This window comes from Adlercreutzia caecimuris B7 (genome assembly GCF_000403355.2).
GTDB lineage: Bacteria > Actinomycetota > Coriobacteriia > Coriobacteriales > Eggerthellaceae > Adlercreutzia > Adlercreutzia caecimuris.
The window spans coordinates 1003489-1028279 of sequence record NZ_KE159646.1 but is presented as its reverse complement, the minus strand read 5'-3'; the positions used below and the strand labels follow the sequence as shown (position 1 = coordinate 1028279).

At 66.8% G+C, this 24791-nt stretch carries 22 protein-coding genes; 19 read left to right on the top strand and 3 right to left on the bottom strand.

All coding sequences use genetic code 11. The features are described from left to right. Positions 1–326: 326 nt before the first annotated feature. The 9 genes from C811_RS07970 (at position 327) to C811_RS07930 (ending at position 12231) form a co-directional block, all read left to right on the top strand. Positions 327–740: a PaaI family thioesterase gene (locus C811_RS07970; RefSeq protein WP_016309042.1), complete on the top strand. Its 414-nt coding sequence runs from the start codon at positions 327–329 to the stop codon at positions 738–740. A gap of 305 nt (positions 741–1045) precedes the next feature. Continuing rightward, complete coding sequence (secA, locus tag C811_RS07965; RefSeq protein WP_016309041.1) at positions 1046–3853, top strand: preprotein translocase subunit SecA; 2808 nt, start codon at positions 1046–1048, stop codon at positions 3851–3853. 176 nt (positions 3854–4029) lie between these two features. After that, on the top strand, positions 4030–5130 hold the full coding sequence (prfB, locus tag C811_RS07960; RefSeq protein ID WP_016309040.1) for a peptide chain release factor 2: 1101 nt from the start codon (positions 4030–4032) through the stop codon (positions 5128–5130). Positions 5131–5149: 19 nt separating this feature from the next. Next, positions 5150–5983: a transketolase gene (locus tag C811_RS07955; protein WP_016309039.1), complete on the top strand. Its 834-nt coding sequence runs from the start codon at positions 5150–5152 to the stop codon at positions 5981–5983. Positions 5984–5993: 10 nt separating this feature from the next. Continuing rightward, on the top strand, positions 5994–6971 hold the full coding sequence (locus C811_RS07950; RefSeq protein WP_016309038.1) for a transketolase family protein: 978 nt from the start codon (positions 5994–5996) through the stop codon (positions 6969–6971). A 42-nt stretch (positions 6972–7013) separates the two neighbouring features. Continuing rightward, positions 7014–7901, top strand: a complete 888-nt coding sequence (gene ftsE / locus C811_RS07945; RefSeq protein ID WP_016309037.1) for a cell division ATP-binding protein FtsE — start codon at positions 7014–7016, stop codon at positions 7899–7901. Then, positions 7894–8808: a permease-like cell division protein FtsX gene (gene ftsX / locus C811_RS07940; protein ID WP_016309036.1), complete on the top strand. Its 915-nt coding sequence runs from the start codon at positions 7894–7896 to the stop codon at positions 8806–8808. Before ftsE ends, ftsX begins: the two co-directional genes overlap by 8 nt. A 90-nt stretch (positions 8809–8898) precedes the next feature. After that, positions 8899–10206, top strand: coding sequence for a S41 family peptidase (locus tag C811_RS07935; protein WP_016309035.1), 1308 nt, complete (start codon positions 8899–8901; stop codon positions 10204–10206). Positions 10207–10215: 9 nt separating this feature from the next. Beyond that, positions 10216–12231: a ribonuclease R family protein gene (locus C811_RS07930; protein ID WP_016309034.1), complete on the top strand. Its 2016-nt coding sequence runs from the start codon at positions 10216–10218 to the stop codon at positions 12229–12231. 104 nt (positions 12232–12335) lie between these two features. Here the strand turns inward: C811_RS07930 and C811_RS07925 are convergent, their stop codons facing one another. Together C811_RS07925 and C811_RS07920 are read right to left on the bottom strand one after the other, a co-directional pair. Beyond that, on the bottom strand, positions 12336–13718 hold the full coding sequence (locus C811_RS07925; protein WP_016309033.1) for a sodium-dependent transporter: 1383 nt from the start codon (positions 13716–13718) through the stop codon (positions 12336–12338). A 172-nt stretch (positions 13719–13890) separates the two neighbouring features. Then, positions 13891–14223, bottom strand: coding sequence for a hypothetical protein (locus C811_RS07920; RefSeq protein WP_016309032.1), 333 nt, complete (start codon positions 14221–14223; stop codon positions 13891–13893). A gap of 282 nt (positions 14224–14505) precedes the next feature. Here C811_RS07920 and ftsY point away from each other — a divergent pair, with 282 nt between their 5' ends. Continuing rightward, entirely contained in the window at positions 14506–15915 is a 1410-nt protein-coding gene (ftsY, locus tag C811_RS17040) for a signal recognition particle-docking protein FtsY (protein ID WP_016309031.1), read from the top strand. A 47-nt stretch (positions 15916–15962) separates the two neighbouring features. After that, positions 15963–17381: a signal recognition particle protein gene (gene ffh / locus C811_RS07915; RefSeq protein ID WP_016309030.1), complete on the top strand. Its 1419-nt coding sequence runs from the start codon at positions 15963–15965 to the stop codon at positions 17379–17381. 183 nt (positions 17382–17564) lie between these two features. Here ffh and C811_RS17165 read toward each other — a convergent pair whose 3' ends face one another. After that, entirely contained in the window at positions 17565–17690 is a 126-nt protein-coding gene (locus tag C811_RS17165) for a hypothetical protein (protein WP_016309029.1), read from the bottom strand. A gap of 253 nt (positions 17691–17943) precedes the next feature. On the opposite strand from C811_RS17165, the gene C811_RS07910 reads away from it, so the two are divergent. From C811_RS07910 to C811_RS07880, 8 genes are all read left to right on the top strand, one after another. Beyond that, positions 17944–19620, top strand: a complete 1677-nt coding sequence (locus tag C811_RS07910; RefSeq protein ID WP_016309028.1) for an ABC transporter substrate-binding protein — start codon at positions 17944–17946, stop codon at positions 19618–19620. 250 nt (positions 19621–19870) lie between these two features. Further along, positions 19871–20908, top strand: a complete 1038-nt coding sequence (locus tag C811_RS07905; protein WP_016309027.1) for an ABC transporter permease — start codon at positions 19871–19873, stop codon at positions 20906–20908. After that, positions 20905–21795, top strand: coding sequence for an ABC transporter permease (locus tag C811_RS07900; RefSeq protein ID WP_016309026.1), 891 nt, complete (start codon positions 20905–20907; stop codon positions 21793–21795). The genes C811_RS07905 and C811_RS07900 overlap by 4 nt, the downstream gene beginning before the upstream one ends. 9 nt (positions 21796–21804) lie before the next feature. Beyond that, positions 21805–22902 carry an ATP-binding cassette domain-containing protein gene (locus C811_RS0103165; protein ID WP_016309025.1) on the top strand — a complete coding sequence of 366 codons (1098 nt, stop codon included), beginning with the start codon at positions 21805–21807 and terminating at the stop codon, positions 22900–22902. Beyond that, the gene (locus C811_RS07895; RefSeq protein WP_016309024.1) at positions 22896–23552 is read left to right on the top strand and encodes an ABC transporter ATP-binding protein; all 657 of its coding nucleotides are present in this window, start codon (positions 22896–22898) and stop codon (positions 23550–23552) included. The genes C811_RS0103165 and C811_RS07895 overlap by 7 nt, the downstream gene beginning before the upstream one ends. Positions 23553–23643: 91 nt before the next feature. Continuing rightward, the gene (rpsP, locus tag C811_RS07890; RefSeq protein WP_016309023.1) at positions 23644–23889 is read left to right on the top strand and encodes a 30S ribosomal protein S16; all 246 of its coding nucleotides are present in this window, start codon (positions 23644–23646) and stop codon (positions 23887–23889) included. Positions 23890–23893: 4 nt separating this feature from the next. Then, positions 23894–24148 (top strand): KH domain-containing protein, encoded by a 255-nt coding sequence (locus C811_RS07885; RefSeq protein WP_016309022.1) that lies wholly within the window; start codon positions 23894–23896, stop codon positions 24146–24148. Next, positions 24149–24673 (top strand): ribosome maturation factor RimM, encoded by a 525-nt coding sequence (locus tag C811_RS07880; protein WP_016309021.1) that lies wholly within the window; start codon positions 24149–24151, stop codon positions 24671–24673. Positions 24674–24791 lie beyond the last annotated feature (118 nt).

Here is a 24791-nt window from a genome sequence, read left to right as displayed (position 1 = left end):
TCTCTCTTTCTCCGAGCGCGCGTAGTCGCGGCCCTTTCTCTTTCGCCAGGCGTGTAGCCACGGCTTTTTCCCTTCTCCGGGCGCACAGCCCGGCTCTTTTCTCGGAGCATTAGTGCAAATCGGGCCTAAATAAGCATCAATGCATGAAACAGTCCGATATGTACGGTTTTTCGGTGCTCTATGAGGGGCAACCTGTGCAAACGGGCTCTTTTTCTGCAGCGAACCTATGCAAATCGGGCAAAAAGGGACAAGAAGCTCGTTCTGGTGGTTTGCTCTGGCGTCCAGGGGGAATAGAGTGGGGAAGTCGGCAACGGAGAGGAGGATCGGTGGTTGCGGAATTGGACGAGAAGCTCGCTCGGCGGGCGATGAAGAACGTGACGGCTCAGGCGGAGATGGCCTCGCTGCGCATCACCGAGGCCGCACCGGGCCGCATCGCGTTTGCCATCGACGCGCCGAATACGGTGGCGAACTACCACGGTTCGGTGCACGGGGGCTTCCTCGCGACCCTTCTCGAAGTAGCTGCCGGTATGGTGGCGACGACGCTCGATCTGAACAACGTGGCGCTCACGAGTGCGGTGAACTTCATCAAGCGCGCTCCCGTCGGCCCGCTTATCGTGCGCGGCGAGGTGTCCCATGCGGGTCGCAGCACCATCGTGTCCCGTTGCCGGGTGGAGGCACCCGACGGCAAGCTGCTCACCGAGGCCACGTTCACGCTGTTCGTGCTGCCGCCCGAGGAGTAGGCATCGGGATGCCCTGCAATCGGGCTCGGATGTCGGGGCCGACGGGCTGCAGCCTGGGGCGCCGCCCATCGCGGGGAGCTGGGAAGCGAGAAGCGGGAGGCGCCAGCTGCGGCGCGGCGGGGCGGTCTGCGTTTTTGCGCGGCGGGGCGGCCCGGGTTCCCTGCAAACCCTGTGAAATTCACTGGCTTACCTGCCCTCTGTGATAGAGTGGAGCGGATTTACGCGAAGGAGCGCCGCCGGCTCGCCGGGGGAGCTGGCTTCTTCGAAAACCGAACACGCTATCGCAGAGAAAGAAGACGTCACCCATGGGATTTCTCTCAAAACTGCTCACGATGGGCGAGGGCAAGCAGCTGAAGCGCTACCAGGCGAAGGTCGACAAGATCAACGCGCTCGAGCCTGAGTTCCAAGCGTTGACCGACGAGCAGCTGGCCGCCAAGACGAGCGAGTTCCGCGAGCGCTACGCCGCCGGCGAGAGTCTGGACGATCTGCTGCCCGAGGCCTTCGCGGCCGTGCGCGAGGCGAGCGTGCGCACCATCGGGCTGCGCCACTTCGACGTGCAGCTCATCGGCGGCATGGCCTTAAACGAGGGGCAGATCGCCGAGATGAAGACCGGCGAGGGCAAGACGCTCGTGTCAACGCTCGCCGGCTACCTGAACGCCATTCCCGGCCACAACGTGCACATCGTGACCGTGAACGACTACCTGGCCCGCCGCGACTGCGAGTGGATGGGCCGCATCTACCGTTTCCTCGGCATGAAGACCGGCCTCATTCAGAACGGCATGGCCCCGGCGGCGAAGAAGCCCGCCTACGAGGCCGATATCACCTACGGCACCAACTCCGAGTTCGGCTTCGACTACCTGCGCGACAACATGGTCACCCGCGGCGCGTCCCGCGTGCAGCGCGGCCATCACTTCGCCATCGTCGACGAGGTGGACTCCATCCTCATCGACGAGGCGCGCACCCCGCTCATCATCTCGGGTGCGGGCACCCAGGCGGCCGATACCTACAAGAAGTTCGCCCGCGTGATGCCCGGTCTTCAGAAGGGCGTCGACTTCGACATGGACGAGGCCAAGCGCACTATTAACGCCACGGAAAGCGGCTTGGAGAAGATCGAGGCCATGCTCGGCATCGAGAACATCTACGCCGACCCGTCCGGCCAGCTGGCGAACCACCTGCAGCAGGCCCTGAAGGCGCAGTTCCTGTTCCACCGCGACGTGGACTACGTGGTGATGGACGGCGAGGTGAAGATCGTCGACGAGTTTACCGGCCGCATCATGGAGGGTCGCCGCTACTCCGAGGGCCTGCATCAGGCGCTCGAGGCCAAGGAGCGCGTCATCGTGCGCGAGGAGAACCAGACGCTTGCCACCATCACGCTGCAGAACTACTTCCGCCTCTACGACAAGCTCTCGGGCATGACCGGTACCGCCATGACCGAGGATGCCGAGTTCCGCCAGATCTACAAGCTGCCGGTCATGGCCATCCCGCCGAACCGCCCGGTCATCCGCAAGGACGAGAACGACCTGGTGTACCGCACGGTGGACGGCAAGTTCAACGCCGTGGCCGACGACATCGCCGAGCGCCACGCGGCCGGCCAGCCCTGCCTCATCGGCACCGTGTCCATCGAGAACTCCGAGAAGCTCTCGCGCCTTTTGGACAAGCGCGGCATCCCGCACGAGACCCTGAACGCCAAGCATCACGAGCGCGAGGCCCACATCGTGGCCCAGGCGGGCCGCGCCGGTGCGGTGACCATCGCCACCAACATGGCCGGCCGCGGTACGGACATCCGTCTCGGCGGCGATCCGGAGGTGCTCGCCGAGGACATGCTGCGCCAGCGCGGCTTCAACCCCGATGCGGTGCCCGGCGACGAGGAGGAGGCGGGCCGCGTGCCCACCGCCGAGGATCGCGCTGCGGCTCTCGCCGAGGCCGAGGCCATCTGCGATGAGGAGCAGCAGCGGGTGCGCGCCGCCGGCGGCTTGTGCGTCATCGGCACCGAGCGCCACGAGTCCCGCCGTATCGACAACCAGCTGCGCGGCCGTTCGGGCCGTCAGGGCGACCCGGGCGTGACCCAGTTCTACCTGTCGCTGGAAGACGACCTCATGCGCCTGTTCGGCGGTTCGAAGATGGACTCCATCGCACACATGATGGAGAAGACCAACCAGGAAGACGACATGCCCATCCAGGCGTCCATGGTGTCGAAGTCCATCGAGAGCGCCCAGCGCCAGGTGGAGTCCATGCACTTCGCCGCCCGTAAGAACGTGCTGGAATACGACGACGTGATGAACCTGCAGCGCAAGGCCATCTACGAGGAGCGCAACGCCATCCTGGACGGCAAGTCCATGACCGACCGCATTCCCGGCATCATCCGCGACGCGGTGGACGCCATCGTGGCGGAGTGCTGTCCCGACCGCACGGCTTCGGACGACTGGGACATGAAGGCCATCGACCTGTGGGCCGCCAACATGACCGGCTGCAACGACTTCGCGGTGGAGAAGGTGGACCACGAGGACGATCCCGAGGCCGTGGCCGAGGCCCTCTACGAGTTCCTCGACTGGATCTACGAGCAGAAGGCCGACCAGCTGGGGCCCGATCTGATGGGCAACCTCTCGGCCCAGGTGATGCTGCGCATCATCGACACGCGCTGGATGGCGCACCTTCAGGAGATGGACTACCTGAAGACCGGCATCGGCCTGCGCGCCTTCGGCCAGCGCGACCCGCTCGTGGAGTACAAGAACGAGGCCTACAACGCCTTCCAGAGCCTGACCGCCTCCATGTACGACGACTACCTGCGCACCCTGCTGCGCCTGGAGATCGCCGCGAAGCCGGCCGCAGGCGCCGGCAAGGGAGCGCCTGCGGCCTCGCCGCTCGAGGATGCCGACGACCCGCTCGAGCGCAAGATGAGCTACTCCTCGCCGGAAGAGGCCCTGGCCTCCTCGGGGGTACGCGGCCGTCACGCCGCGGCCAATATGCCCGGCCAGCCCCCCAAGCCCGCGCCGGCGAAACCGCAGACCTTCGTGAAGGACAAGGAAGATCCCTACGCGAACGTGGGCCGCAACGATCCGTGTCCCTGCGGCTCCGGCAAGAAGTTCAAGAAGTGCCACGGCCAGAACCTGTGACGCCCTATCGACTATAGATGAGTCGAGCGGAGGCGGCGGGTGCCTTGATCGAGCGAGTTCCGCAGCGACTGGAACAGGACTTAATGTCCTGTTCCACGAAGCGAGGACTGTTTGAGCGAATCAAGGTACCCGGCGGCTCCGCCTCCGGAGAGCTTCGAGGAAATTGAGGGCAAGGCATGGAACTGAGAGACATTCAAAAGGAGCTTGAGACGGCGTCCTCCCGCGTGGAGGATGCCTTCTCGTTCCTGCACATCGAGGAGAAACGCGCCGAGCTGGATGGGCTCGATGCGCAGGCCGCCGCGCCCGATTTCTGGAACGATGCAGACACGGCTCAGGCGGTGAGCAAGAAGGCGGCCAACCTGCGGGCCACCATCGAGGACTACGAGCGGGCAGCCGCGCTGCTGGAGGATGCCCAGACGGCGATAGAGCTGGCCGGCGACGACGCGTCCTTCGCCGAGGAGGCGGCTGCGGCGGCCGGGGAGCTGGCGGCTCTTCTCGACCAGTTGGAGATCGAGTCGTGGTTTTCCGACGAGTTCGACGCGGGCGACGCCATCCTGACGGTGAACCCGGGCCAAGGGGGCCTCGAGGCCCAGGACTGGACCGAGATGCTCTACCAGATGTACGTCCATTACGCCGAGGACAAGGGCTGGAAGGTCACGGTGCTCGATCTGGTGCCCGGCGAGGGTATCGGGCTCGACCGTGCCACCATCCAGATCGAGGGCCGCTACGCCTACGGCATGCTGCGCAGCGAGATCGGCATCCACCGCCTCGTGCGCATTTCCCCCACCGACGCGAAGAAGCGCCGCCAGACCACGTTCGCCTCGGTGGAGGTGCTGCCGGTGCTCACCGACGATATCGAGGTGGACCTGAACCCCGCCGACGTGCGCGTGGACGTGTACCGCTCCTCGGGCCCCGGCGGCCAGTGCGTGAACACGACCGACTCGGCCGTGCGGCTGACCCACGAGCCCACGGGCATCGTGGTCACCTGCCAGAACGAGAAGAGCCAGCTGCAGAACAAGGAGGCCGCTTTCCGGGTGCTGCGCGCCAAGTTGTACGAGTTGGAAGAGCGCAAGCGCCAGGAAGAGCTCGACGAGTTGCGCGGAGTCCGCATGGACAACTCCTTCGGCAGCCAGATTCGCAACTATGTGCTGTTTCCCTACCAGCTGGTGAAGGATCTGCGCAGCGGCGTTGAGACGGGAAATGTGGACGCAGTGCTCGGCGGCGCTCTGGAACCTTTCATCATCGGGTATCATACGTGGAGAGTGTCAAGTCAATAGTCCAAGGGAAAGGCGGGCCATGGATACGGCGCAGCTGGTGGGGAAGGCCACCGACATTCGCAGGGATATTCTGACCATGATCACCGAGGCGGGCAGCGGGCACCCGGGCGGGTCGCTCTCGTGCACCGATATTCTCACGGCGCTGTACTTCGGCGGCGTGCTGGATTACGATCCGGCCGACCCGCAGAGGACGGGCCGCGACCGGTTTATCCTGGCCAAGGGCCATGCGGCCCCGGCTCTGTACGCCACGCTGGCCCATGCGGGCTACTTTTCCATCGACGAGCTCGCGAGCCTGCGCAAGCTGGGCACGCGCCTGCAGGGACATCCCGACTCCAACCTCGTGCCCGGTGTGGAGGTGTCCACCGGCTCGCTCGGCCAGGGGCTCTCGGTGGCGGCGGGTCTTGCCGCCGGGCTGCGCCTTTCCGGCGAGGCGGGCTGCGTGTTCACCGTGCTCGGCGACGGCGAGTGCGAGGAGGGCCAGGTGTGGGAGGCCGCCATGTTCGCCGCCCACCAGAAGCTCGGCCGCCTCATCGCCATCATCGACAACAACGAGCTGCAGATCGACGGCTGCATCCACGACGTGTGCGACCCGGGGGACTTGGGCGAGAAGTTCGCCGCCTTCGGCTGGCGCGTGGCGCGGGTGGACGGCCACGACGTGTCCGCGCTCGTCGACATGCTCTCCGCGCTGAAGGCCGAGGCCGTCGATACGGCCGCTCCCGTGGCTGTCATTGCCAAGACGGTGAAGGGCAAGGGCGTCTCCTTCATGGAGAACGAGGCCGGCTGGCATGGCAAGGCTCCCAAGCCCGAGGAATTGGAAACGGCTCTGGCGGAGCTTGCCGCCGCTGCGGAATAGGAGGCCCGACATGGTGAAACTCGCAACTGCTGAGGCTGCTGCCCAGAAGAAGGCCACCCGCGCCGCCCTCGGCGCCACCTTGGCCGAGCTCGCCGATGCCGGCGTGCCCGTCGTGGCGGTGGATGCCGACCTGACCGGCTCCACTACGATGAAGAAGCTCGCCGATGCGGGATATGCCGACCGCCTGTTCAACTGCGGCATCGCCGAGCAGAACATGGTGGACGTGGCCGCAGGGCTCTCCCTGGCCGGCAACGTGGCGTTCACCGGCTCCTTCGCCGTGTTCGGCACCGGGCGCGCCTACGACCAGATTCGCAACACGGTGTGCTACTCCAACCTGAACGTGAAGATCACGCCCACCCATGCGGGCATCTCGGTAGGTCCGGACGGCGGCAGCCACCAGATGCTCGAGGACGTGGCCCTTATGCGCGGCCTGCCCGGCATGCGCGTGCTCGTGCCCGCCGACTTTGCCGCGGCCCGGGCCGCCATCAAGCTGGCCGCCGCCACCGAGGGGCCGGTCTACGTGCGCATGGGGCGCGCGGCGGTTCCCTGCGTCTACGACGACGAGGTGGAGCTGGAAATCGGCGCGGCCTACGTGCTGCGCGAGGGAACCGATGTCACTATCGTGGCCAATGGCGTGGAGATCCGCGAGGCGCTGGCCGCGGCCGAGCAGCTTGACGCCGAGGGCATCTCCGCCGAGGTCGTCGATGCCTTCTCGGTAAAGCCCCTCGATGCAGGGACCATCGGCGCGTCGCTGGCGAAGACCGGTTGCGCGGTGGTGGCCGAGGAGCATTCCGTGATGGGCGGCCTCGGTGCGGCAGTGTGCGAGCTGGCCTGCGAGGGGTGCCCCGTGCCCGTCGAGCTCGTGGGCGTGCGCGACCGCTTCGGCAAGTCCGGCGAGTTCGAGGAGCTGCTCGCCTACTTCTCCATCGACGCCGCTGCCATTGTCGATGCTGTGAAAAAGGCCGTCTCCCGCAAGGGCGTCTGCTAAAATTATTCGGTCTCAGTACAGTCAACACGAACGGAGCAAGCTGTGACGAATGAACCGAACCAGGCCGCTCCTGGTCGCACCGGCCGTCACGCCGGCGTGTCCGGGCAGGGCAACCCCCGGGCCCGGGCCGGGGCACCGCGCGCCGGCCATGCGCCTGCGGCGTCGATGACCTCGCAGTTGTCCCGGTCGCTTCCCATGCTGGAAGTGGACGACATGGCCGCCCCCATGGGCGCCCCGGTCATCACCTTCGACCACGTCACCAAGACCTACCCGGCCCAGCCGAGCAAGCCGGCCCTGCACGATGTCACGCTGCAGATCTTCGCCGGCGAGTTCATCTTCCTTGTAGGCCATTCCGGGTCCGGCAAATCCACCTTCATCCGCCTGCTTACCCGCGAGATCAAGCCCTCCTCGGGCAAGATCTACGTGGCGGACGAGGATCTGACCACCATGCGCAACTGGCGCGTGCCCTACCTGCGCCGCAACATCGGCTGCGTATTCCAGGACTTCAAGCTTTTGCCGAACAAGACCGTGTTCGAGAACGTGGCCTTCGCCTTGGAAGTAATCGGGAAGAGCCGGCACGTCATTAAGACGCAGGTGCCCGAGGTGCTGCGCCTCGTGGGCCTGTCCGACAAGCTGAACAGCTACCCCGACCAGCTTTCCGGCGGCCAGCAGCAGCGCGTGTCCATCGCGCGTGCCATCGTGAACCGCCCGCCGCTGCTCATCTGCGACGAGCCCACGGGAAACCTGGACCCCCAGACCTCCCGCGGCATCATGGACCTGCTGGAGCGTATTAACCGCACGGGGACCACGGTGCTCGTGGCCACCCACGACCGCGAGATGGTGGACAACATGCGCCGCCGCGTGATCGCGCTCGATCGCGGGCATCTGACCCGCGACCAGGACCGGGGGGTGTACGGCTTCGATGTCTAGTCTGTTCTATTTCTTCAAGGAGTCGCTCCAGGGGTTTGCGCGGAACCTCTCCACGACCCTCGGCTCCATCGTCACCATCTTCCTGTCGTTGCTTATCATCGGCGTGTTTCTGGTGGGCGGCACCATCGTGGAGCGCCTCGTGTCCTCCATCGAGAACGAGGTGTCCATTACCGCCTACGTGGCCGATGACGCGCCCCAGGAGTCCATCGATGCGGTTATGAACACCGTCAAGGGCATGGGCGGCGTGGAAAGCGTCGGGTTCACCACCAAGGATCAGGCTCTTGAGAAGTTCAAGGAGTCGATGACCACCAATCCCGAGATCATCGAGCAGCTCGACGGCACGAATCCGCTGCCGGCCTCCATCGATGTGAACCTGTCCGACCCGCAGAAGGTGGACGAGATCGCCGGGGCCATCGCCGCCGACGAGACCTTCAAGTCCATCTGCGACGAGCCCGACAATCCGGCTGATTCGCTCAAGTACGGTCAGAAGACGGTGGATCGCCTGTTCTCGGTGACGAAGTACGTGCGCTACCTCGGCGTGGCCCTCGTGCTCCTGCTCGTGTTCATCGCGCTCGTGTTCATCAACAACACCATTCGCCTGGCCATCATGGCGCGCCGCAAGGAAATCGCCATTATGCGTCTGGTGGGCGCGTCCAACGGGTTCATCCGCGGCCCCTTCCTCATGGAGGGTGCCCTGCACGCTATCATCGGCTCTCTTCTGGCGGTGGGCGTGCTCCAGCTTCTGCGCATGTACGCCATGCCGAAGCTGCAAGGAGCGCTCTCGTTCCTCTCGCTCGATGTGGGCGGGCATGTCTATGTGATGATCTACGTCGTGCTCGTGGTGGCCGGTCTGGTCATCGGCCTTCTCGGTTCGGCCTTCGCCATGCGGCGTTATCTGAAAGTGTAGGACCTCGGACGTACCGCGGCCCTTGGCGCGGCCCTTGGGGATAAGCCCCGGGGGCCGCGTTTCGGTATATGAAGAGAGGGGTGCCCCGCTATGGAGACCAAAGGCAGGCACAATGCGCCCAACGCCCGAGCGCGGGGGGAGCGCCGGGGAGAGCGCGCCTCCAATCAGCTGATACTCCGCTTGTCCATCGCTGTCATCTTGGCGGCAGCGGCCTTCTGCGGCGGTTTTGCCCTGCGCAGCCAGACCGATCTCATCGACAGCTGGGGCATTCCCGTGAGCGATGAGGAGAGCGAGGCTCTTGCCACCGCCGCCAATCGCGAGTCCTACGATACCTCCATCACCGCGCGGGTGCGCGACGTGGAGCAGATTCTGTCCACCTACAGCCTAGACGAGATCAACCTGACCGAGGCGACCTACACCATGCTCGCCGACTTGATGAAGTCAACCGGCGACCCCTATGCCGCCTACTACAACCCCGACCTGTACAACAACTACATCAAGGAGAGCACCGACCGCAGCTACGCGGGCATTGGAGTGGTGTTCGCCGACTACAACGGCCGTGCCTACGTGGCCGATGTGTTCGAGGGCTCCGAGGCCGAGGCCAAGGGCGTGCAGCAGGGTGACTTCCTCATGACCATCGACGGCACCGACGTGTCCGCCTGGTCGATGACCGAAGTGGTGAACGCGCTGGCCAAAGACGAGGGCGATAACGTGTCCATCACCTGGATGCGCCCCTCGAGCCTGGATGCCCAGACCGGCGACCAGTTCACCACCGCGCTTGTGTGCAAGGTGTACGAGGAGGCAAACCTCACCACCGATCTGACGCGCAAGGTGGGCGTTATCAAGCTGCGCCAGATCACGAGCAACGCCGCCGAACTTGTGCAGCAGGCGGTCGAGTCGCTCACGACCCAGGGGGCTACGGCCTTCGTGCTCGATCTTCGGGACAACCCCGGCGGGTATCTTACCCAGGCGGTGGACATTGCGAGCCTGTTCGTGTCGAGCGGCGTGCTCGTGGAGGTGCAGAACAACGAGGGCGAGCCCACGGAGAAGAGCGCCGCGGGCGTGTCCATCACCGAGGCGCCCATGGTGGTGCTTGTGAACAAGTACACGGCCGCTGCCGCCGAGGTGCTCGCCGCGGCCCTGCTGGACAATCAGCGGGCGACGGTTGTGGGCGAGACGACGCTCGGCAAGGGCTCGGTGCAGGTGGTGCGCGAGCTGGATTTCGGCGGTGCGGTGCGCTACACGGCCGCCTACTATCTGACGCCGCGCGGGAACGCTATCGACGGCGTGGGCATCGTGCCCCAGGTGACCGTGGTGACAGGCGATGCGGATGGCGCCGACGAGCAGATGGCTCTGGCGGTGGATACGGCCCGCAGCCTCGCGAAGAAGGCAAAGTAGGCGCGGCCGATGGCAAAGGGGAGAAAGGCCGTGCGCCGCAAGCCCAAGGCGAATCCGACCGGCGTGCTTGTCTCGCGGGCCGAGGGCTACGGGTTCGTGGCCACGGCAGAGGGGGAGTACTTCGTTCCGCACAGCGCCATGGCCGGCGCGTTCGACGGCGATTTGGTTGAGCTGGCGCCGATCTCGCGCAAGGGCGCCTCCAAGGGAGACGGGAGGGCCGGCGCACGGGCGGGTGCCACAGGCGAGGGGGCCGGGCTTCCGGCGGCCCGGGTACTGCGGGTGATCGACCGGGCCCATGACACGGTGGTGGGCCGTTACGAGGTGGCCGAGCCCTTCGGCGTGGTGGTGCCCGCCGACCCGCGCATTCCCTACGACGTGTTCACCTTGCGCTCCGACTATCCGGAGGTGCCCGACGGGGCCCTCGTGCGCGTGCGCATCGCCCAGTTTCCCACGCGCAAGAGCGCGGCTACGGGGCATATCGAGGAGGTTATCGCCGATGCGGCCGACGAGGTGCGGGTGGGAGTGGATCTCATTGTGGCGCGCCACAAATTGGAGACGGTGTTCTCGGACGGAGCGCTTGCCGAGGCCGCTGCGGCCGTGCTGGATGCGGAAGGGGCGCTCGTCGCGGGCTATCGCGATCTGACGGAGCGCTTCGTATTCACCATCGATCCCGCCGACGCCAAGGACTTCGACGACGCGCTGTCGCTGGACTATCTGGAGGACGAGAGGCTGTGGCGGCTCGGGGTGCATATCGCCGACGTGTCCCATTACGTGCCGTGGAACTCGTCGGTGGATTTGGATGCCCGCCGGCGTGCCACGAGCGTGTATCTGGCCGACCGGGTGATTCCCATGCTGCCCCCGGCGCTCTCCGACGAGCTGTGCTCGCTGAAGCCCGGCGAGGTGCGTCGGTCCATGACGGCCGACCTGTACCTGAACGATGCCGGCGAGTTTGTGCGCGCCGACTTCTACCCGGCGCTCATCCGCTCGGACGCGCGGCTTGCCTATAACGAGGCCGACGCCATCCTCCTGGACTACAAGGAGGCCGTCGCCGCCGGGGGAGACCTCGCCTGGCGGCTCGTGCAGTGCTCGCGGCTCGCCGGCCTGCGCGAGGCGGCCCGCACCCGAGCCGGCGGCATCGATTTCGCCACCACCGAGGCCAAGGTGGCTCTGGACGGGGAGGGGCGGCCGGTCGATATCGTGCTGCGACGCAAGACCGACGCCACGCGCCTTGTGGAGGAGGCCATGATTCTGGCCAACGAAGCGGTGGCGGGCTGCCTCGAGACTCGCGGATTCCCCTGTTTGTTCCGCGTGCACGAGCCGCCTGCCGCCGATGCCCTGGGCTCGCTCATCCCCGTGTTCCAGGAGTTCCCGTGGTTCACACGGCCCATGGAGGCGCGCCTGGTAGCGGGGGATGCCCGCACCATCCAGGAGATTCTCGCTGCTTCCGCCGACCGTAGCGAAGGAGAGCTGGTAAGCTCGCTGCTTCTGCGAGCCATGAAGCGGGCTGTCTACCGGCCCGACAACCTCGGGCACTATGGGCTGGCGAGCGAGGCCTACTGCCACTTTACGAGCCCCATTCGGCGCTACCCCGACCTCGTGGTGCACCGCATGCTGCGGGCGGCGCTCACCCGGCGTCCCGAGAAGTTCGACCAGGAGATGGCGGCCCTGCCCTGGATTGCCGAGCATTCAAGCGACATGGAGCGGGTGGCCGACACGGCCGCACGCCAGTCCCAGGAGCTGAAGATGGCCGAGTACCTGAGTGCCTTTACGGGCCAGGCGTTCTCGGGCGTGGTGAGCGGAGTGGCCTCCTACGGGCTCTACGTGCGCCTCGACTGCACTGCCGAGGGCATTCTGCCCGTACGGGCCTTGGGCGAGGAGTACTTCGCCTTCGATCCGGTGCGCTACACGCTTACCGGCGAGGAGAGCGGGCGCGCCTTCCGTTTGGGCCAGCGGGTGCCTGTGGTTCTGAAGAGCGTGGACGTGCCCACCGCCGCCCTCGAGTTCGCCTTGGCGGGCAGCCGGTAGGGAAACGGCGGGGGGAGCGGCAGCTGAAGGGCAGCGGGCACCCCTCCGTCAGGCGGGCTCGATCCGCGCCTGGGGGTTCCGTCCCTGCCCTTCGATCGCCGCTGTTACGCCAGCCAGGCGGTGACGATGGGGACCCAGCCCATGATGAGGATGATGACCACGAGCACCGGCACGCCGAAGCGCATCCAGTTATGCAGCCAGCCGGGGAACTTGAGCCCCGTGCCCTCGTTGGCCTCGGCGAGGAAGTTCTTCCAGCCCCAGCCCCGGCGGCTCACGCAGAACAGCACGAAGACCAGCGAGCCTAAGGGCATGATGTTGCTGGACACGAGGAAGTCCTCCACGGTCTGGATGTCACCCACGCCGGGCATGACCACGTCCGAGAGCACATTGAAGCCCAGCGCGCAGGGCAGGGACAAAAGCGGGATGGCGATGAGGTTCACGATGACCGCCCGCTTGCGCGACCAGCCCCACTGGTCCATGGAGAAGCGCAGGATGCCCTCGAACACGGCGATGACCGTGGAGAGCGCCGCGAAGCTCATGAACACGAAGAAGAGCGTGCCCCAGACCTGGCCGAGCCACATTTGCTCGAATACGCTCGGCAGGGTGATGAACACCAGGCCCGGGCCCGAATCGGGGGCCACACCGAAGGCGAAGCAGGCAGGGAAGATGATGAGACCCGTGGCGAGCGCCACGCCGGTGTCCAAGGCACCGATGGTGGCCGCCTCGCCCATGAGCGAGCGGTGCTTGTCGATGTAGCTGCCGAAGATGGTCATGGAGCCCATGCCGATGGACAGGGTGAAGAACGCCTGGCCCATGGCCGCGTAGGCTGCCTTGAAGAAGGTGTCGGGGCTGGCGAAGATCTTCGAGAAGTCGGGCAGCAGGTAGAAGGACACGCCCTCGCCCGCGCCGGGCAGGGTGAGCGCGCGCACCACGAGCACGCCCAAGATGGCCAGCAGCGCGAGCATCATCACCTTCGTGACGCGCTCGACGCCCTTCTGCACGCCCAGGGAGCAGATGAGGATGGCGATCACGCACACGAGCACCATCCAGAACACCACTTCCACGGGGTTGGCGAGCATGGCGTCGAAGACGGCCTGGGTGCCCGCGGCGTCGGCGCCGGCGAGCTGGCCCGATGCCATCTTCGGCACGTAGGCGAGCATCCAGCCGGCCACGGTGGTGTAGAACATCATGAGCAGGTAGCAGCCTGCGCCGCCTATCCACTTGTACTTGTGCCAGTGGGTGCCGGCCGGCTCCAGCACGTTGAAGGCCCGGGCGATGGAGCGCTGCGAGCCGCGGCCCACGGCGAACTCCATGACGAGGATGGGCAGTCCCAGCACCACGAGGAAGATGAGGTACAGCACGAGGAACGCCGCGCCGCCGTACTCGCCGGTGATGTAGGGGAAGCGCCATACGTTGCCGAGGCCGATGGCGCAGCCGGCCGAGATGAGGATGAAGCCGAGGCGGCTGCCGAAGCGCTCGCGTTCCATGGGGTCTCCTTTATGGGTGGGACGCCGGCGCAGGGCGGCCGGGGCGTCGAAGTTGGCGGTAACCCTGCCATGCTACCAGAAAGAAGGGTTCCGAGACCCGACAAATGTCATGGTCTCGGAACCCCGGTTCTTCCCTCGTGGGCTTTTCCGCCCCATCGTGGCTTCGGAAGCGCTATTTGGCGGCGTCCTTGGCCTTGTCGGCGGCATCATCGGCTGCCTGCTTGGCCTCGCCGGCCTTCTCGGCCACGGCCTGCTTCGCATCGGCGGCCGCATCCTTGGCCTTATCAGCCGCGTCGCCCGCCGCCTGCTTCAGGTCTTCGGCCTTGTCGGCGGCGGCGTCCTTGATGTCGCCGGCCTTGTCCACGACCGCGTCCTTGATGTCGCCGGCCTTGTCGGCGGCGGCGTCCTTTATCTCGCCGGCCTTCTCGGCCAGATCGTGGGCTCCCTCGGCGAACGCGTCTTTAATGTCCTCGCCGGCGTCTTTCATCTTGTCGAAAAAGCTCATGGTGCATCTCCTTTCAGGGATGGCGTACAAACCTGGCGGCTATCATAGGGTTGCGTCGAGTGCTCTTGCGGCCGTCCGATCCGACTGATGCCGCCCCATTGATGACCTGTTGCGTGTTCGTTGGCTTGGCAGGGCACCCTATGCGTCGGAAAAAGGCGAAACTTGGCAGATTCAGCTGGGTTGGCCGTCTTCGGGTGCGCGATGGCGTACACTATAGGCAAACTGAACGCCGGGGCCTGCGGGGTCACCCGGCAGCCGGATTCCGTACCCGAAGGAGGCCCCATGGGCTTGTTCGATCGCATTAACGAGGGGCTTGCCCGCTCTCGCGACAAATTCAAGGAGTCGATGAACGTCCTGTTGGACCGCGGGCCCGATCTGGACGAAGAGTTCTGGGAGGGTTTGGAGGAGACGCTCATTTTGTCCGATGTGGGCGGGGCCGCGGCGGCCGACATCGTGGAGCGTCTGCGTGATTTGGCCACCCGCCGAGCGCTGCCCGACGCCTACGCGGTGCTCGATCTGCTGAACGACGAGATTGCCGCTACCTTCACCGAGGGCGGCGAGGACATCTTCGGCGGCGGGGAGGCCGTGGTGCTGTTCGTGGGCATCAACGGCACGGGCAAGACCACCACGGTGGGCAAGCTCGCGAAGGCCTCCACCGACGCGGGGCGGGCCGTCATCTTGGGCTCGGCCGACACCTTCCGCGCCGCCGCCATCGAGCAGCTGGAGGTGTGGGCGCGCCGCTCGGGCGTGGAGATGGTCACCCGCGAGCGCGGGGCCGATCCGGCGAGCGTGTGCTACGACACTCTGGAGCGCGCCGAGGCGACAGGCGCCGATCTGGTGCTCATCGACACGGCCGGGCGCCTGCACACCTCCGCCGACCTCATGCGCGAGCTGGAGAAGGTGGTGAACGTGGTGCGGAAGCGCTCGAAGCTGCCGGTGTACACCGTGCTCGTCATCGACGCCACCACCGGCCAGAACGGCCTGCAGCAGGCTCGCGAGTTCAATCGGGCGCTCGACTTGGATGCGCTCATCGTCACGAAGCTCGACGGCACCGCCAAGGGCGGCATCGCGTTGGCGGTGAGCCACGATCTCGAGCTGCCCATCGTGAAGATCGGCGTGGGCGAGGGCATCGACGACCTGCGCGACTTCAATGCCCGCGAGTTCGCCGCGGCCCTCGTGGGCGCCTTCGACGAGCGCTTCGACGAGGACGGGGACTCCCTGCGCGGCGAGAACGCCAAGGAGGCCGCCGTCACGGCTGGCGAGCGCCGCCGCGACGTGCTGGAAGGGGCGCCGGCGGCGGCAGTGGGGGAGGCCGGGGTGGCTGCGGCCGATGCCGAGGCTGCTGCTCCCGCGGGCATCGCCGAGGCCGGCGCGGCCGGCGAGCCGGTAATCGACGAGCAGGGCGATGTGGAAGAAGCGCTCGTGGAGGCGGCCGAGGAGATGGTGGCCGAGCCCGCCGACGGCGATCTTGTGGAGGCGGCGCTCGGGCGGCGCACCCACGAGACCATCGTGGCCGAGGTAGCCGATGAGCCTGCCGACGAGGAGGGAGACGGCGCCCCCTTCACCGACGACGAGCTTGCCGAGTTGGCCCTGGCCGCCGACGAGAACGGTGAAGGCGCCGAGGAAGCCGGGGATCCCGAGCCTGCCCCCGAACCCGAGAAGAAGAGCTTCTGGAAGCGCCTGTTCGACTAGGCCTTCCGCATCCCATTCGCACCGCACCGCAAGAGTAAGGAACCTGCATGCTTGAGAATCTTTCCGAACGCCTTCAGGGCATCTTCTCGGGGCTGCGCTCGAAGGGGCGCCTCACCGAGGAGGACATCAACGCCGCCATGCGCGAGATTCGCCTGGCGCTTCTGGAAGCCGACGTCAACTTCAAGGTGGTGAAGGTCTTCGTGGCCCGCACGAAGGAGCGCTGCCTCTCCTCCGAGGTGCTCGATTCGCTCACCCCGGCGCAGAACGTCGTGAAGATCGTGCTCGACGAGCTCACCGAGCTTCTGGGCCGCACCGACTCGCGGCTCGTGCTGGGCAGCCGCATCCCCAACGTCATCATGCTCGTGGGCCTGCAGGGCTCCGGCAAGACCACGGCCGCGGCCAAGCTGGCCTACCGCCTGAAGCAGGAGAACCATTCCCCGCTGCTCATCGCCGGAGACGTGTACCGTCCCGCCGCCGCCGACCAGCTGCAGACGCTGGGCGACGAGATCGGCGTGCGCGTGTACCGCGGCGACGGGCGCGATCCGGTGGCCATCGCCAAGGAAGGCGTGCAGGATGCCATCGACAACCTGCGCGACGTGGTCATCATCGACACGGCGGGCCGTCTGCACGTGGACGAGGACATGATGGCCGAGGCCGCTGCCATCAAGGAGGCCGTGAAGCCCGACCAGATCCTCATGGTGGTGGACGCCATGACCGGCCAGGACGTGGTGAACGTGGTGGAGGCCTTCGCCGATTCCGTGGACTTCGACGGCGTCATCATGTCGAAGATGGATGGCGATGCCCGCGGCGGCGGCGCGCTGTCCATCCGCGAGGTGACCGGCAAGCCCATCAAGTTCATCTCCTCGGGCGAGAAGCCCGACTCGCTGGAGGTGTTCCACCCTGACCGCATGGCCAAGCGCATTTTGGGCATGGGAGATGTGGTCTCGCTCATCGAGAACGCCGTGCGCGTGCAGCAGGCCGAGGAAGAGGAACTCGAGGCCGAGCGCATGATGCGCGGGAACATCACCCTGGACGACTTCGTGATGATGAACGCCCAGATGCGCAAGATGGGCGGCGTGCAGAAGCTCGTCAGCGCCCTGCCCGGCGGCGACAAGGCGCTCGCGTCCGGTCAGGTGGACGAGGGCGCGCTCGACGCCATGGAGGTGATCATCAACTCCATGACCAAGGAAGAGCGCGCCAAGCCCGAGCTTTTGAACGGCAGCCGCCGCGCCCGCATCGCCAAGGGCGCCGGCGTGAGCGTGACGGCTGTGAACCAGATGATGAAGAAGTTCAACGAGACGAAGAAGATGGTGAAGCAGGCCACCGCCGGCATGGACGCGCAGATGGGCCGCGGCAAGAAGGGGAAGAAGGGTAAGGGCAAGCGTCGCCGCGGGCTCGGTATTCCCGGCATGGGCGGCATGTCCATGAAGGACCTGAAGAAGATCCAAGACATGATGGGACAATAGGGAAGACGCGTCCCGATGGCGCCGAGGCGGCAGAGGCCGCGGCGTCGGTATGCCGGGAGGGCGTCGGATCGCTTGGTCCCGCATCTTGCAGGGAGCTGATGCGATTTGCTACAATAAGGCCAGCGGATGCCCGTGGTTGGGATGCGGGCAACGCCGTTTGTGTTTCAGCTGACCGTAAGCTAACTAACGCTTACGGTCAGCCTTCGTTTCGGGGCGCGAGCCCTGCGCTGCGGACATGGCCTTCACCACCGCCGCCGCCAACCCCACCGTCGAAGCGGCAAGCTTGAGCAGCTGGATAATAAAGTCCATGGGCAAATCACCTCCTTCCACACGAGAAGGCGCTGCCAGCAAACGGGGCTTACTCCGCTGACCAACGATATGATAACACAATAGTACAACAGTGGATAGCGGGCTGCGACCCTGCAACCTGCGTATCGCTCCGCATGTCTTTCGGTTGTCGCAACGTGCATTCAAGGATTACGAAATTAATTTTCGTAACACTGAGGGAATTTCTATGGTATTGTTACGTCTTGAAGAGAAGTAACACCGAAGGAGATTCATCATGGTGCTGTCGAGAAGGATGTTTCTGAAGGCTTGCGGGTGCGCGGCGGGCGCACTCGGCGCCGGGGCGCTTGTCGGTTGCGGAAGCGATGGGGCGGCGGGCTCTGCCGCTGCGGGTGCGGACGGCGCGTCGCCGGCCGCGGGAGTCGGCGTCGGCCCTGACGGCGAGAGCCAGGTGGTCATCACCATGACGCCCTCCTCCGAGCCGGCGGCCGGCTTCGACCCGCTCGTGAACTGGGGGGCGGGCGAGCACGTGCACGAGCCGCTCATCCAGTCCACTCTCATCGCCACCGACAACAACCTCGCCTTCGTGAACGACCTGGCCACCGACTACGGCTGCTCCGACGACGGGCTCACCTGGACCTTCCATATCCGCGACGACGTGAAGTTCACCGACGGGGTGCCGCTCACGGCCGAGGACGTGGCCTTCACCATCAACGGCATTGTGAACGGCCAAGCGGCCGAGGCCGATCTGTCCATGGTGCGCGAGGCCCGCGCCGTGGACGCCGTCACCTGCGAGATCGCCATGGAGCGCCCGAACAACGCGCTTCTGTACACGCTCGCGGTGGTGGGCATCGTGCCGGCCCACGGCTACGGCGAGGATTACGGCGAGCATCCCATCGGGTCGGGCCGCTACATGCTCGAGCAGTGGGATCGCGGCCAGCAGGTGATCCTGCGCGCGAATCCCGACTACTACGGCGAGAAGCCGCTCATGGACCGGGTAGTGGTGCTGTTCATGGAAGAGGATGCCTCGCTTGCCGCCGCGAGCGCGGGCACGGTGGACGTGGCCTACACCTCGGCGGCCCTTGCCGGTGCGGTGCCCGCGGGCTACACCTTGCTCAACTGCGCGTCGGTGGACTCCCGCGGCATCTCGCTGCCGTGCAACCCGGCCGGCACCGACGTGGTGGTGGAGGGCGACATGGTGTATATGGGCGGCAACGACGTGACGAGCGATATCGCCGTGCGCCGCGCCCTGAACCTCGGCATCGACCGCGCGGCTATGATCGAGCACGTGCTGGCCGGTTTCGGACGCGCCGCTTACTCGGTGGGCGACGGCATGCCCTGGTCGAGTGCGGCCATGGAGGTGGAAACCGACGTGGCCGCCGCCGAGGCGCTGCTCGATGAGGCCGGCTGGGCGCGGGGCGATGGCGGCATGCGGTCCCGCGATGGCGTGCCCTGCGCCTTCGACCTGTACTACGCCGCCAACGACTCCACCCGCCAGGCGCTCGCCTACGACTTCGCCGACCAGTGCGCCGCCCTCGGCATCGCCGTGACGCCCAAGGGCGCCAGCTGGGACGACATCTACGTGCGCCAGTACGCCGACCCGGTGCTGTGGGGCTGGGGCTCCAACTCGCCGGTGGAGCTGTACGAGCTGACCTACTCCACGGGCTGGGGCAACTACGCCCAGTACATGAACGAGACGGTGGATGCCAATCTGGAAGCGGCCCAGGCGGCGCGCACGGTGGAGGAGTCCTATCCCTTCTACCAGGCGGCCCAATGGGATGCGGCCAGTGGGACCGGCGTGGCGCCCGAGGGGGCGGCCACCTGGGTGTGGCTCGCCAATGTGGACCATCTGTACTTCGAGCGCGAGGGGCTTGCCGTGGCCGAGCAGAAGCCGCACCCCCACGGGCACGGCTGGTCGCTGGTGAATAATATCGACCGCTGGTCTTGGAGTTAGGGAATGATGAATCATTCCCTAACTCCGCCGACGCTGCGGTTCCGACAGGCACCTGGAGTTCTGATCAGCTGCGCTGCTCAGAGCGCGCCCTCTCGGGCGCAGAGGCAGTGCTCAACAATCCACTGGATTGTTGACTGTTTTCACCACGGCGCGGCGCGAAGGCCGCTTGGGCAAAAGGCGGGGCAATTCCAGGCACCTGTCGAAACCTCGCTGACTTCCTTGGGCGGCCATCGAGTTTTTGGAATATATAATGATTAAATATATTGCATCGCATATCGCGCGGTTTGGGCTGCTTATGGTGGCGGTGGCGGTGGTCACGTTTGCGCTTGTGAGCCTGTCGCCGGTGGACCCGCTGCAGGCGAACGTGGGCCAGGCGGCGCTGCTCGGCATGAGTGAGGAGAAGCGGGCGGCGCTCGCGGCCTACTGGGGGGCTGGCACCCCCATGCACGAGCGGTTCATCGCCTGGTTCGGCGGCCTGCTCCAGGGGGATTTGGGCACGTCTCTGCGCTACAACATGCCGGTGACCGAGGTCATCGCCTCTCGGGCGCTGAACTCGCTGGCGCTCATGGGAGTGGCCTGGGTGGTCTCGGGCGTGCTCGGGTTTGCCCTCGGCGTGGTCGCGGCGCTGAACGAGGGGCGCCTCGTCGACCGCGTTGTGAAGGGGTATTGCTTCGTCTTGGCGGCGTCGCCTGCATTCTGGATAGGACTTCTGCTGCTCATGGTGTTCGCGGTGTGGCTCGGGTGGTTTCCCATTGGCTTCTCGGTGCCCATAGGCCTGTCCGCCGCCGATGTCACCTTCGCCGACGCGTTGCGCCATATGGCGCTGCCGGCTCTTACGCTCTCGCTCGTGGGGGTGGCGAACGTGGCGCTGCATACCCGCGCCAAGGCCGTCGAGGTGATGGCCTCCGACTACATTCGCTTCGCCCGCGCCCGGGGGCTCTCGCGCCGTGCGGCCATGGCCCGCCACGGGCTGCGCAACCTGGTGCTGCCGGCGGTGACGTTGCAGTTCGCCCAGGTGGCGGAGATTTTCGGCGGCTCGGTGCTCGTGGAAGAGGTGTTCAGCTACCCCGGCCTCGGCCAGGCCGCCGTCACGGCCGGCCTCGGCGGGGACGTGGCCCTGCTCGCCGGCATCGCGCTCGTATCCGCCGCCATCGTCTTCGCGGGCAATCTGGCCGCCAACCTCATCTACGGCCTGGTAGACCCCCGCATGCGGCCGACGGCCCCCTCCCGTTCGGGGCGAGCGCGGCGAGCCGGGGCCCCTTCCCATGGCGAAGGGGGGCAGCTATGACGCGGATCTCCCTGAACGCCGCCGTCGACATCTGCGAGGCGCCGGTGCTCTCCGCGCCGCGCACGGGCCGGCTTCCCAATCGCAAGTGCTCGGTGGCCTTGGCGGCGGCCGGGGCGGTGCTGCTGGCCGTTGTGATCATCGCGGGACTGCTGCTGCAGCCTGCGGCCCAGGCGACCGATTTCGCGGCGAAGAGCCTGGCGCCGTCGCTTTCGCACCCCTTCGGCACCGACTGGATGGGCCGCGACATGCTCTGCCGCACGCTCGCCGGTCTTTCCACCAGCGTGCTCGTGGGCCTTGGGGCCGCCCTGTCCTCGGCGCTGATCGCGCTTGTCCTGGCGGCTGCGGCGGCGCTCGGGCCCCGCTGGGCCGACGCGGCGGTCAGCTGGCTTGTGGACCTCATGATGGGCATTCCCCATATCGTGCTGCTCATTCTCATCTCCTACGCGCTCGGCAAGGGCTTCTGGGGCGTCACCATCGGCGTGGCCCTCACGCACTGGCCGAGCCTCACCCGCGTGCTGCGCGCGGAGATCCTGCAATGCAGGAACGCCGACTACGTGATCGCGGCCGCCCGCCTCGGCCAGAGCCGCCTGGCCATCGCCGCGCGCCATATGCTGCCCTACGTGCTTCCCCAGTTCGTTGTGGGGCTTGTGCTGCTGTTCCCGCACGCCATCCTGCATGAGGCGGCCGTCACCTTCCTCGGTTTCGGGCTGCCGCCCGAGATGCCCGCCATCGGCATCGTTCTCAGCGAGTCCATGGGGTATCTCTCCGCGGGGCTTTGGTGGCTCGCGGTGTTTCCCGGGGCGGCCCTCGTGCTCGTCGTCATGCTGTTCGATGCTGTGGGCGAGAGTCTTCGCAAGCTCGTCGATCCCGCAAGCGCCCAGGAGTAGGAGGGGAAGATGACCGAAGCAGCCAACAGCGCGCGCACCGAAGCCGCCGCCGTCCCGGGCGAGCGCAGCGGGTCGGAAGGTTCCGAGCGCAGCCACGAGCACCTGGACCATGCTGCCTCCCCGGTGCACCATCATCACTCGCACGCCTGCGACTCCCGTCACGCCCACGGCCACCATCTGCTCACCGTGGAGGATCTCTCCATCTCCTTCCGCATGTACGAGGAAGGGGAGGGGCAAAGCCGCGCTCGCGCCTACCTGGATGCGAAGCGCCGGGAGGTGGAGGTCATCCGCAGCCTGTCCATCTCGGTGCACGAGGGGGAGATCGTGGCCGTGGTGGGCGCGTCCGGCTCGGGCAAGACCCTGCTGGCCGACGCGATCCTCGGCCTGTTCGAGCCCAACGCCCTCGTGCGCGGCCGCATCTGGTACGACGGCGCGCCCATGGACGCGGCCGCGCTCGCCGCCGAGCGCGGCCGCGGCATCGCCTACGTGCCCCAATCGGTGGGAAGCCTCGACCCGCTCATGCGCGTGGGCCGGCAGGTGGAAGGCGCGCCGCACGGGCGCGGGGGCACCCGCCGTGCCGACGCCGCCGCCCGCCGGGCCCGCCGTCGGCAGCTCTTCGAGCGCTACGGCCTGGCCGAATCGGTGGCGCGCCTGTACCCCCACGAGCTGTCCGGCGGCATGGCCCGCCGCGTGCTTCTGTGCTGCGCGCTCATGGAGTCGCCCAAGCTCATCGTCGCCGACGAGCCCACGCCGGGGCTGGACGCGGCCCTGGCGGCCAAGGCCCTGGCCGATTTCCGCGCCTTTGCCGATGCGGGCGGAGGCGTCATGCTCATCACCCACGACATCGAGCTCGCCCTCACCGTGGCCGACCGCGTGGCGGTGTTTCGCGACGGCACCGTGGTAGAGGAGACCGCCGTGGCCAACTTCGCCTCTCCCGACTTGCTCGCCCATCCCTTCACCCGTCAGCTCTGGCACGCCCTGCCCGAGCACGGCTTTACGGTGACGGAGGAGGAGGCGTGCCGGCAGCCCGCGGAAGAGGGCGCCCTGCCCGAGCGGTCGGCTGAAGGCGCCGCCGGCCCATATCCGGAAGGAGCGTCGTCATGCTAGAAGCCCGCAACCTCACGGCCGCCTTCGACGGCCGCATCATCTTTCGGGATCTGAGCCTTGCGGTGGCCCCCGGCGAGCGCGTGCAGGTGGCGGCCCCCTCGGGCGCTGGCAAGACCACGCTGGCCCGTATCCTCGCCGGCTACGCGCTGCCCCAGGCGGGCGAGGTGCGTATCGACGGCGCGCCGCTTCCCAAGCGGGGAACAAGCCCTGTGCAGCTTATCGGCCAGCATCCCGAGCGCGCCGTCGACGCGCGCTGCCGCATGGGCGCCATGCTCGCCGAGGCGCCGGCAGGCGAAGAGGAGCTTGCCCGTCTGCGCGAGGCCTTCGGCATCCAGGACCGCTGGCTTTCCCGCTACCCCCACGAGCTCTCCGGCGGCGAGCTCCAGCGCTTCTGCATCGTTCGCGCCCTGGCCGCAAGCCCCCGCTACCTCATCGCCGACGAGATCTCCACCATGCTCGATGCCCTCACCCAAGCCCAGATCTGGCGGGCCCTTCTCGCCGAGGTCGAAACCCGCGGCCTGGGCCTTGTCCTCACCACCCATTCCGCGGCCCTCGCCGCCCGCATCGCCACCCGCGTGGTGGGGGTGGGGCCGGCGGTCGCGCCGTCCGTGGATAGTTCGTGGACGCACGCTTGTCAAACGAGCCGCTAAGCCGTAATATAAGCAATTGCTGTTTTCGCCGCACTGTGCGAGCAGTGCTTGCGTATAGAGAACGTATCAGTTGTAGAAGGAGTTCCATTTCATGGCAGTCAAGATTCGCCTCGCCCGCCACGGCGCCAAGAAGCGCCCGTACTACCGTATCGTCGCCGCCGATTCCCGCGCTCCGCGCGACGGCCGCTTCATCGAGGAGGTGGGCCGCTACAATCCCTGCTGCCATCCGCACCTCATCAAGTTCGACATGGAGAAGATGGAGAAGTGGCTGGCCAACGGCGCCCAGCCCACCGACACGGTGGAGCGTCTGTACAAGGCTGCTCGCGAGAACGCCTAACGCCATGGCCGATCTGACGGAAGATCTGGCCGGCCTGGTCGATTCCATCGTTCGCCCGCTGGTCGACGAGCCCGACGCGCTGGAGGTGGCCTCCGTCGAGGCCGAGGATGGCGGCATGGTCATCGAGATCCGGGTCGCCGAGGGCGATGCCGGCAAGGTCATCGGCCGCCAGGGCCGCGTCATCAAAGCTATCCGCACGCTTGCCCGTGCCGCGGCATCGCGCTCGGGCAAGATGGTCGATGTGGAGCTCATCGATTAAATGCGCGGCTGGTGCGATATCGCCTATCTGGCGAAAACGAAGAATTTGAACGGAGGGCTCGTCGCACGAGGTGCGCCGGGCCTTCCCGTTTTGCTGTACGAGGGGTTGGAGGTGGCTCTCGTGCCCCCGGCGCTCGATGCCCCGCGGCGCGTGCATGTGGCCTCGGTGGCCGAGCTGTCCGAAACCGAGGCGCTCGTCGCCTTCGACGAGGTGCCCGACCTCGGCGTGGCCGAGCTCGTCGTCGGCTGCCGCTGCCTCGTGCGCGAGGCCGAGGTCGACCTTTCCCTCATCGAGGCAGACGATGATCTGCCCGACTGGGAGGGCTGGCGCGTGGAAGACGTTCGCGCCGGCTTCGTGGGCGAGGTGGCCGCGCTGGACGATCGGGCTATGCAGCCTTTGCTCGTGGTGCGCCGCGACGACGGCCGCGAGACCCTTGTGCCGCTGGTGGATGCGTTCGTGGAGGCGGTGGACGAGGACGCCCGCGCCATTCGCCTGTCCTGCCCCGAGGGTCTGCTGGATTTGTAGCTGCCGGCGGCCCGCCGGCTTGCCGTCTCCGTCTCTCGGCGCCGTTTAGCCGCCTTGCGGCCCCGCTATCGCCGCCTTGCGGCCCTTCTGTTTCTTCCCGCCCCGCAACGAACGGATT

Excerpts from the sequence above, each read along its gene's own strand:
- C811_RS07910 (WP_016309028.1), top strand. The coding sequence starts at position 17,944 with ATGGTGCTGTCGAGAAGGATGTTTCTGAAGGCTTGCGGGTGCGCGGCG.
- ftsY (WP_016309031.1), top strand. The coding sequence starts at position 14,506 with ATGGGCTTGTTCGATCGCATTAACGAGGGGCTTGCCCGCTCTCGCGAC.
- C811_RS07955 (WP_016309039.1), top strand. The coding sequence starts at position 5,150 with ATGGATACGGCGCAGCTGGTGGGGAAGGCCACCGACATTCGCAGGGAT.
- C811_RS0103165 (WP_016309025.1), top strand. The coding sequence starts at position 21,805 with ATGACCGAAGCAGCCAACAGCGCGCGCACCGAAGCCGCCGCCGTCCCG.
- C811_RS17165 (WP_016309029.1), bottom strand. The coding sequence starts at position 17,690 with ATGGACTTTATTATCCAGCTGCTCAAGCTTGCCGCTTCGACGGTGGGG.
- C811_RS07920 (WP_016309032.1), bottom strand. The coding sequence starts at position 14,223 with ATGAGCTTTTTCGACAAGATGAAAGACGCCGGCGAGGACATTAAAGAC.
- C811_RS07930 (WP_016309034.1), top strand. The coding sequence starts at position 10,216 with ATGGCAAAGGGGAGAAAGGCCGTGCGCCGCAAGCCCAAGGCGAATCCG.
- ftsX (WP_016309036.1), top strand. The coding sequence starts at position 7,894 with ATGTCTAGTCTGTTCTATTTCTTCAAGGAGTCGCTCCAGGGGTTTGCG.
- prfB (WP_016309040.1), top strand. The coding sequence starts at position 4,030 with ATGGAACTGAGAGACATTCAAAAGGAGCTTGAGACGGCGTCCTCCCGC.
- rpsP (WP_016309023.1), top strand. The coding sequence starts at position 23,644 with ATGGCAGTCAAGATTCGCCTCGCCCGCCACGGCGCCAAGAAGCGCCCG.
- C811_RS07895 (WP_016309024.1), top strand. The coding sequence starts at position 22,896 with ATGCTAGAAGCCCGCAACCTCACGGCCGCCTTCGACGGCCGCATCATC.
- secA (WP_016309041.1), top strand. The coding sequence starts at position 1,046 with ATGGGATTTCTCTCAAAACTGCTCACGATGGGCGAGGGCAAGCAGCTG.
- ffh (WP_016309030.1), top strand. The coding sequence starts at position 15,963 with ATGCTTGAGAATCTTTCCGAACGCCTTCAGGGCATCTTCTCGGGGCTG.
- C811_RS07950 (WP_016309038.1), top strand. The coding sequence starts at position 5,994 with ATGGTGAAACTCGCAACTGCTGAGGCTGCTGCCCAGAAGAAGGCCACC.
- C811_RS07885 (WP_016309022.1), top strand. The coding sequence starts at position 23,894 with ATGGCCGATCTGACGGAAGATCTGGCCGGCCTGGTCGATTCCATCGTT.
- C811_RS07880 (WP_016309021.1), top strand. The coding sequence starts at position 24,149 with ATGCGCGGCTGGTGCGATATCGCCTATCTGGCGAAAACGAAGAATTTG.
- C811_RS07925 (WP_016309033.1), bottom strand. The coding sequence starts at position 13,718 with ATGGAACGCGAGCGCTTCGGCAGCCGCCTCGGCTTCATCCTCATCTCG.
- C811_RS07905 (WP_016309027.1), top strand. The coding sequence starts at position 19,871 with ATGATTAAATATATTGCATCGCATATCGCGCGGTTTGGGCTGCTTATG.
- C811_RS07900 (WP_016309026.1), top strand. The coding sequence starts at position 20,905 with ATGACGCGGATCTCCCTGAACGCCGCCGTCGACATCTGCGAGGCGCCG.
- C811_RS07935 (WP_016309035.1), top strand. The coding sequence starts at position 8,899 with ATGGAGACCAAAGGCAGGCACAATGCGCCCAACGCCCGAGCGCGGGGG.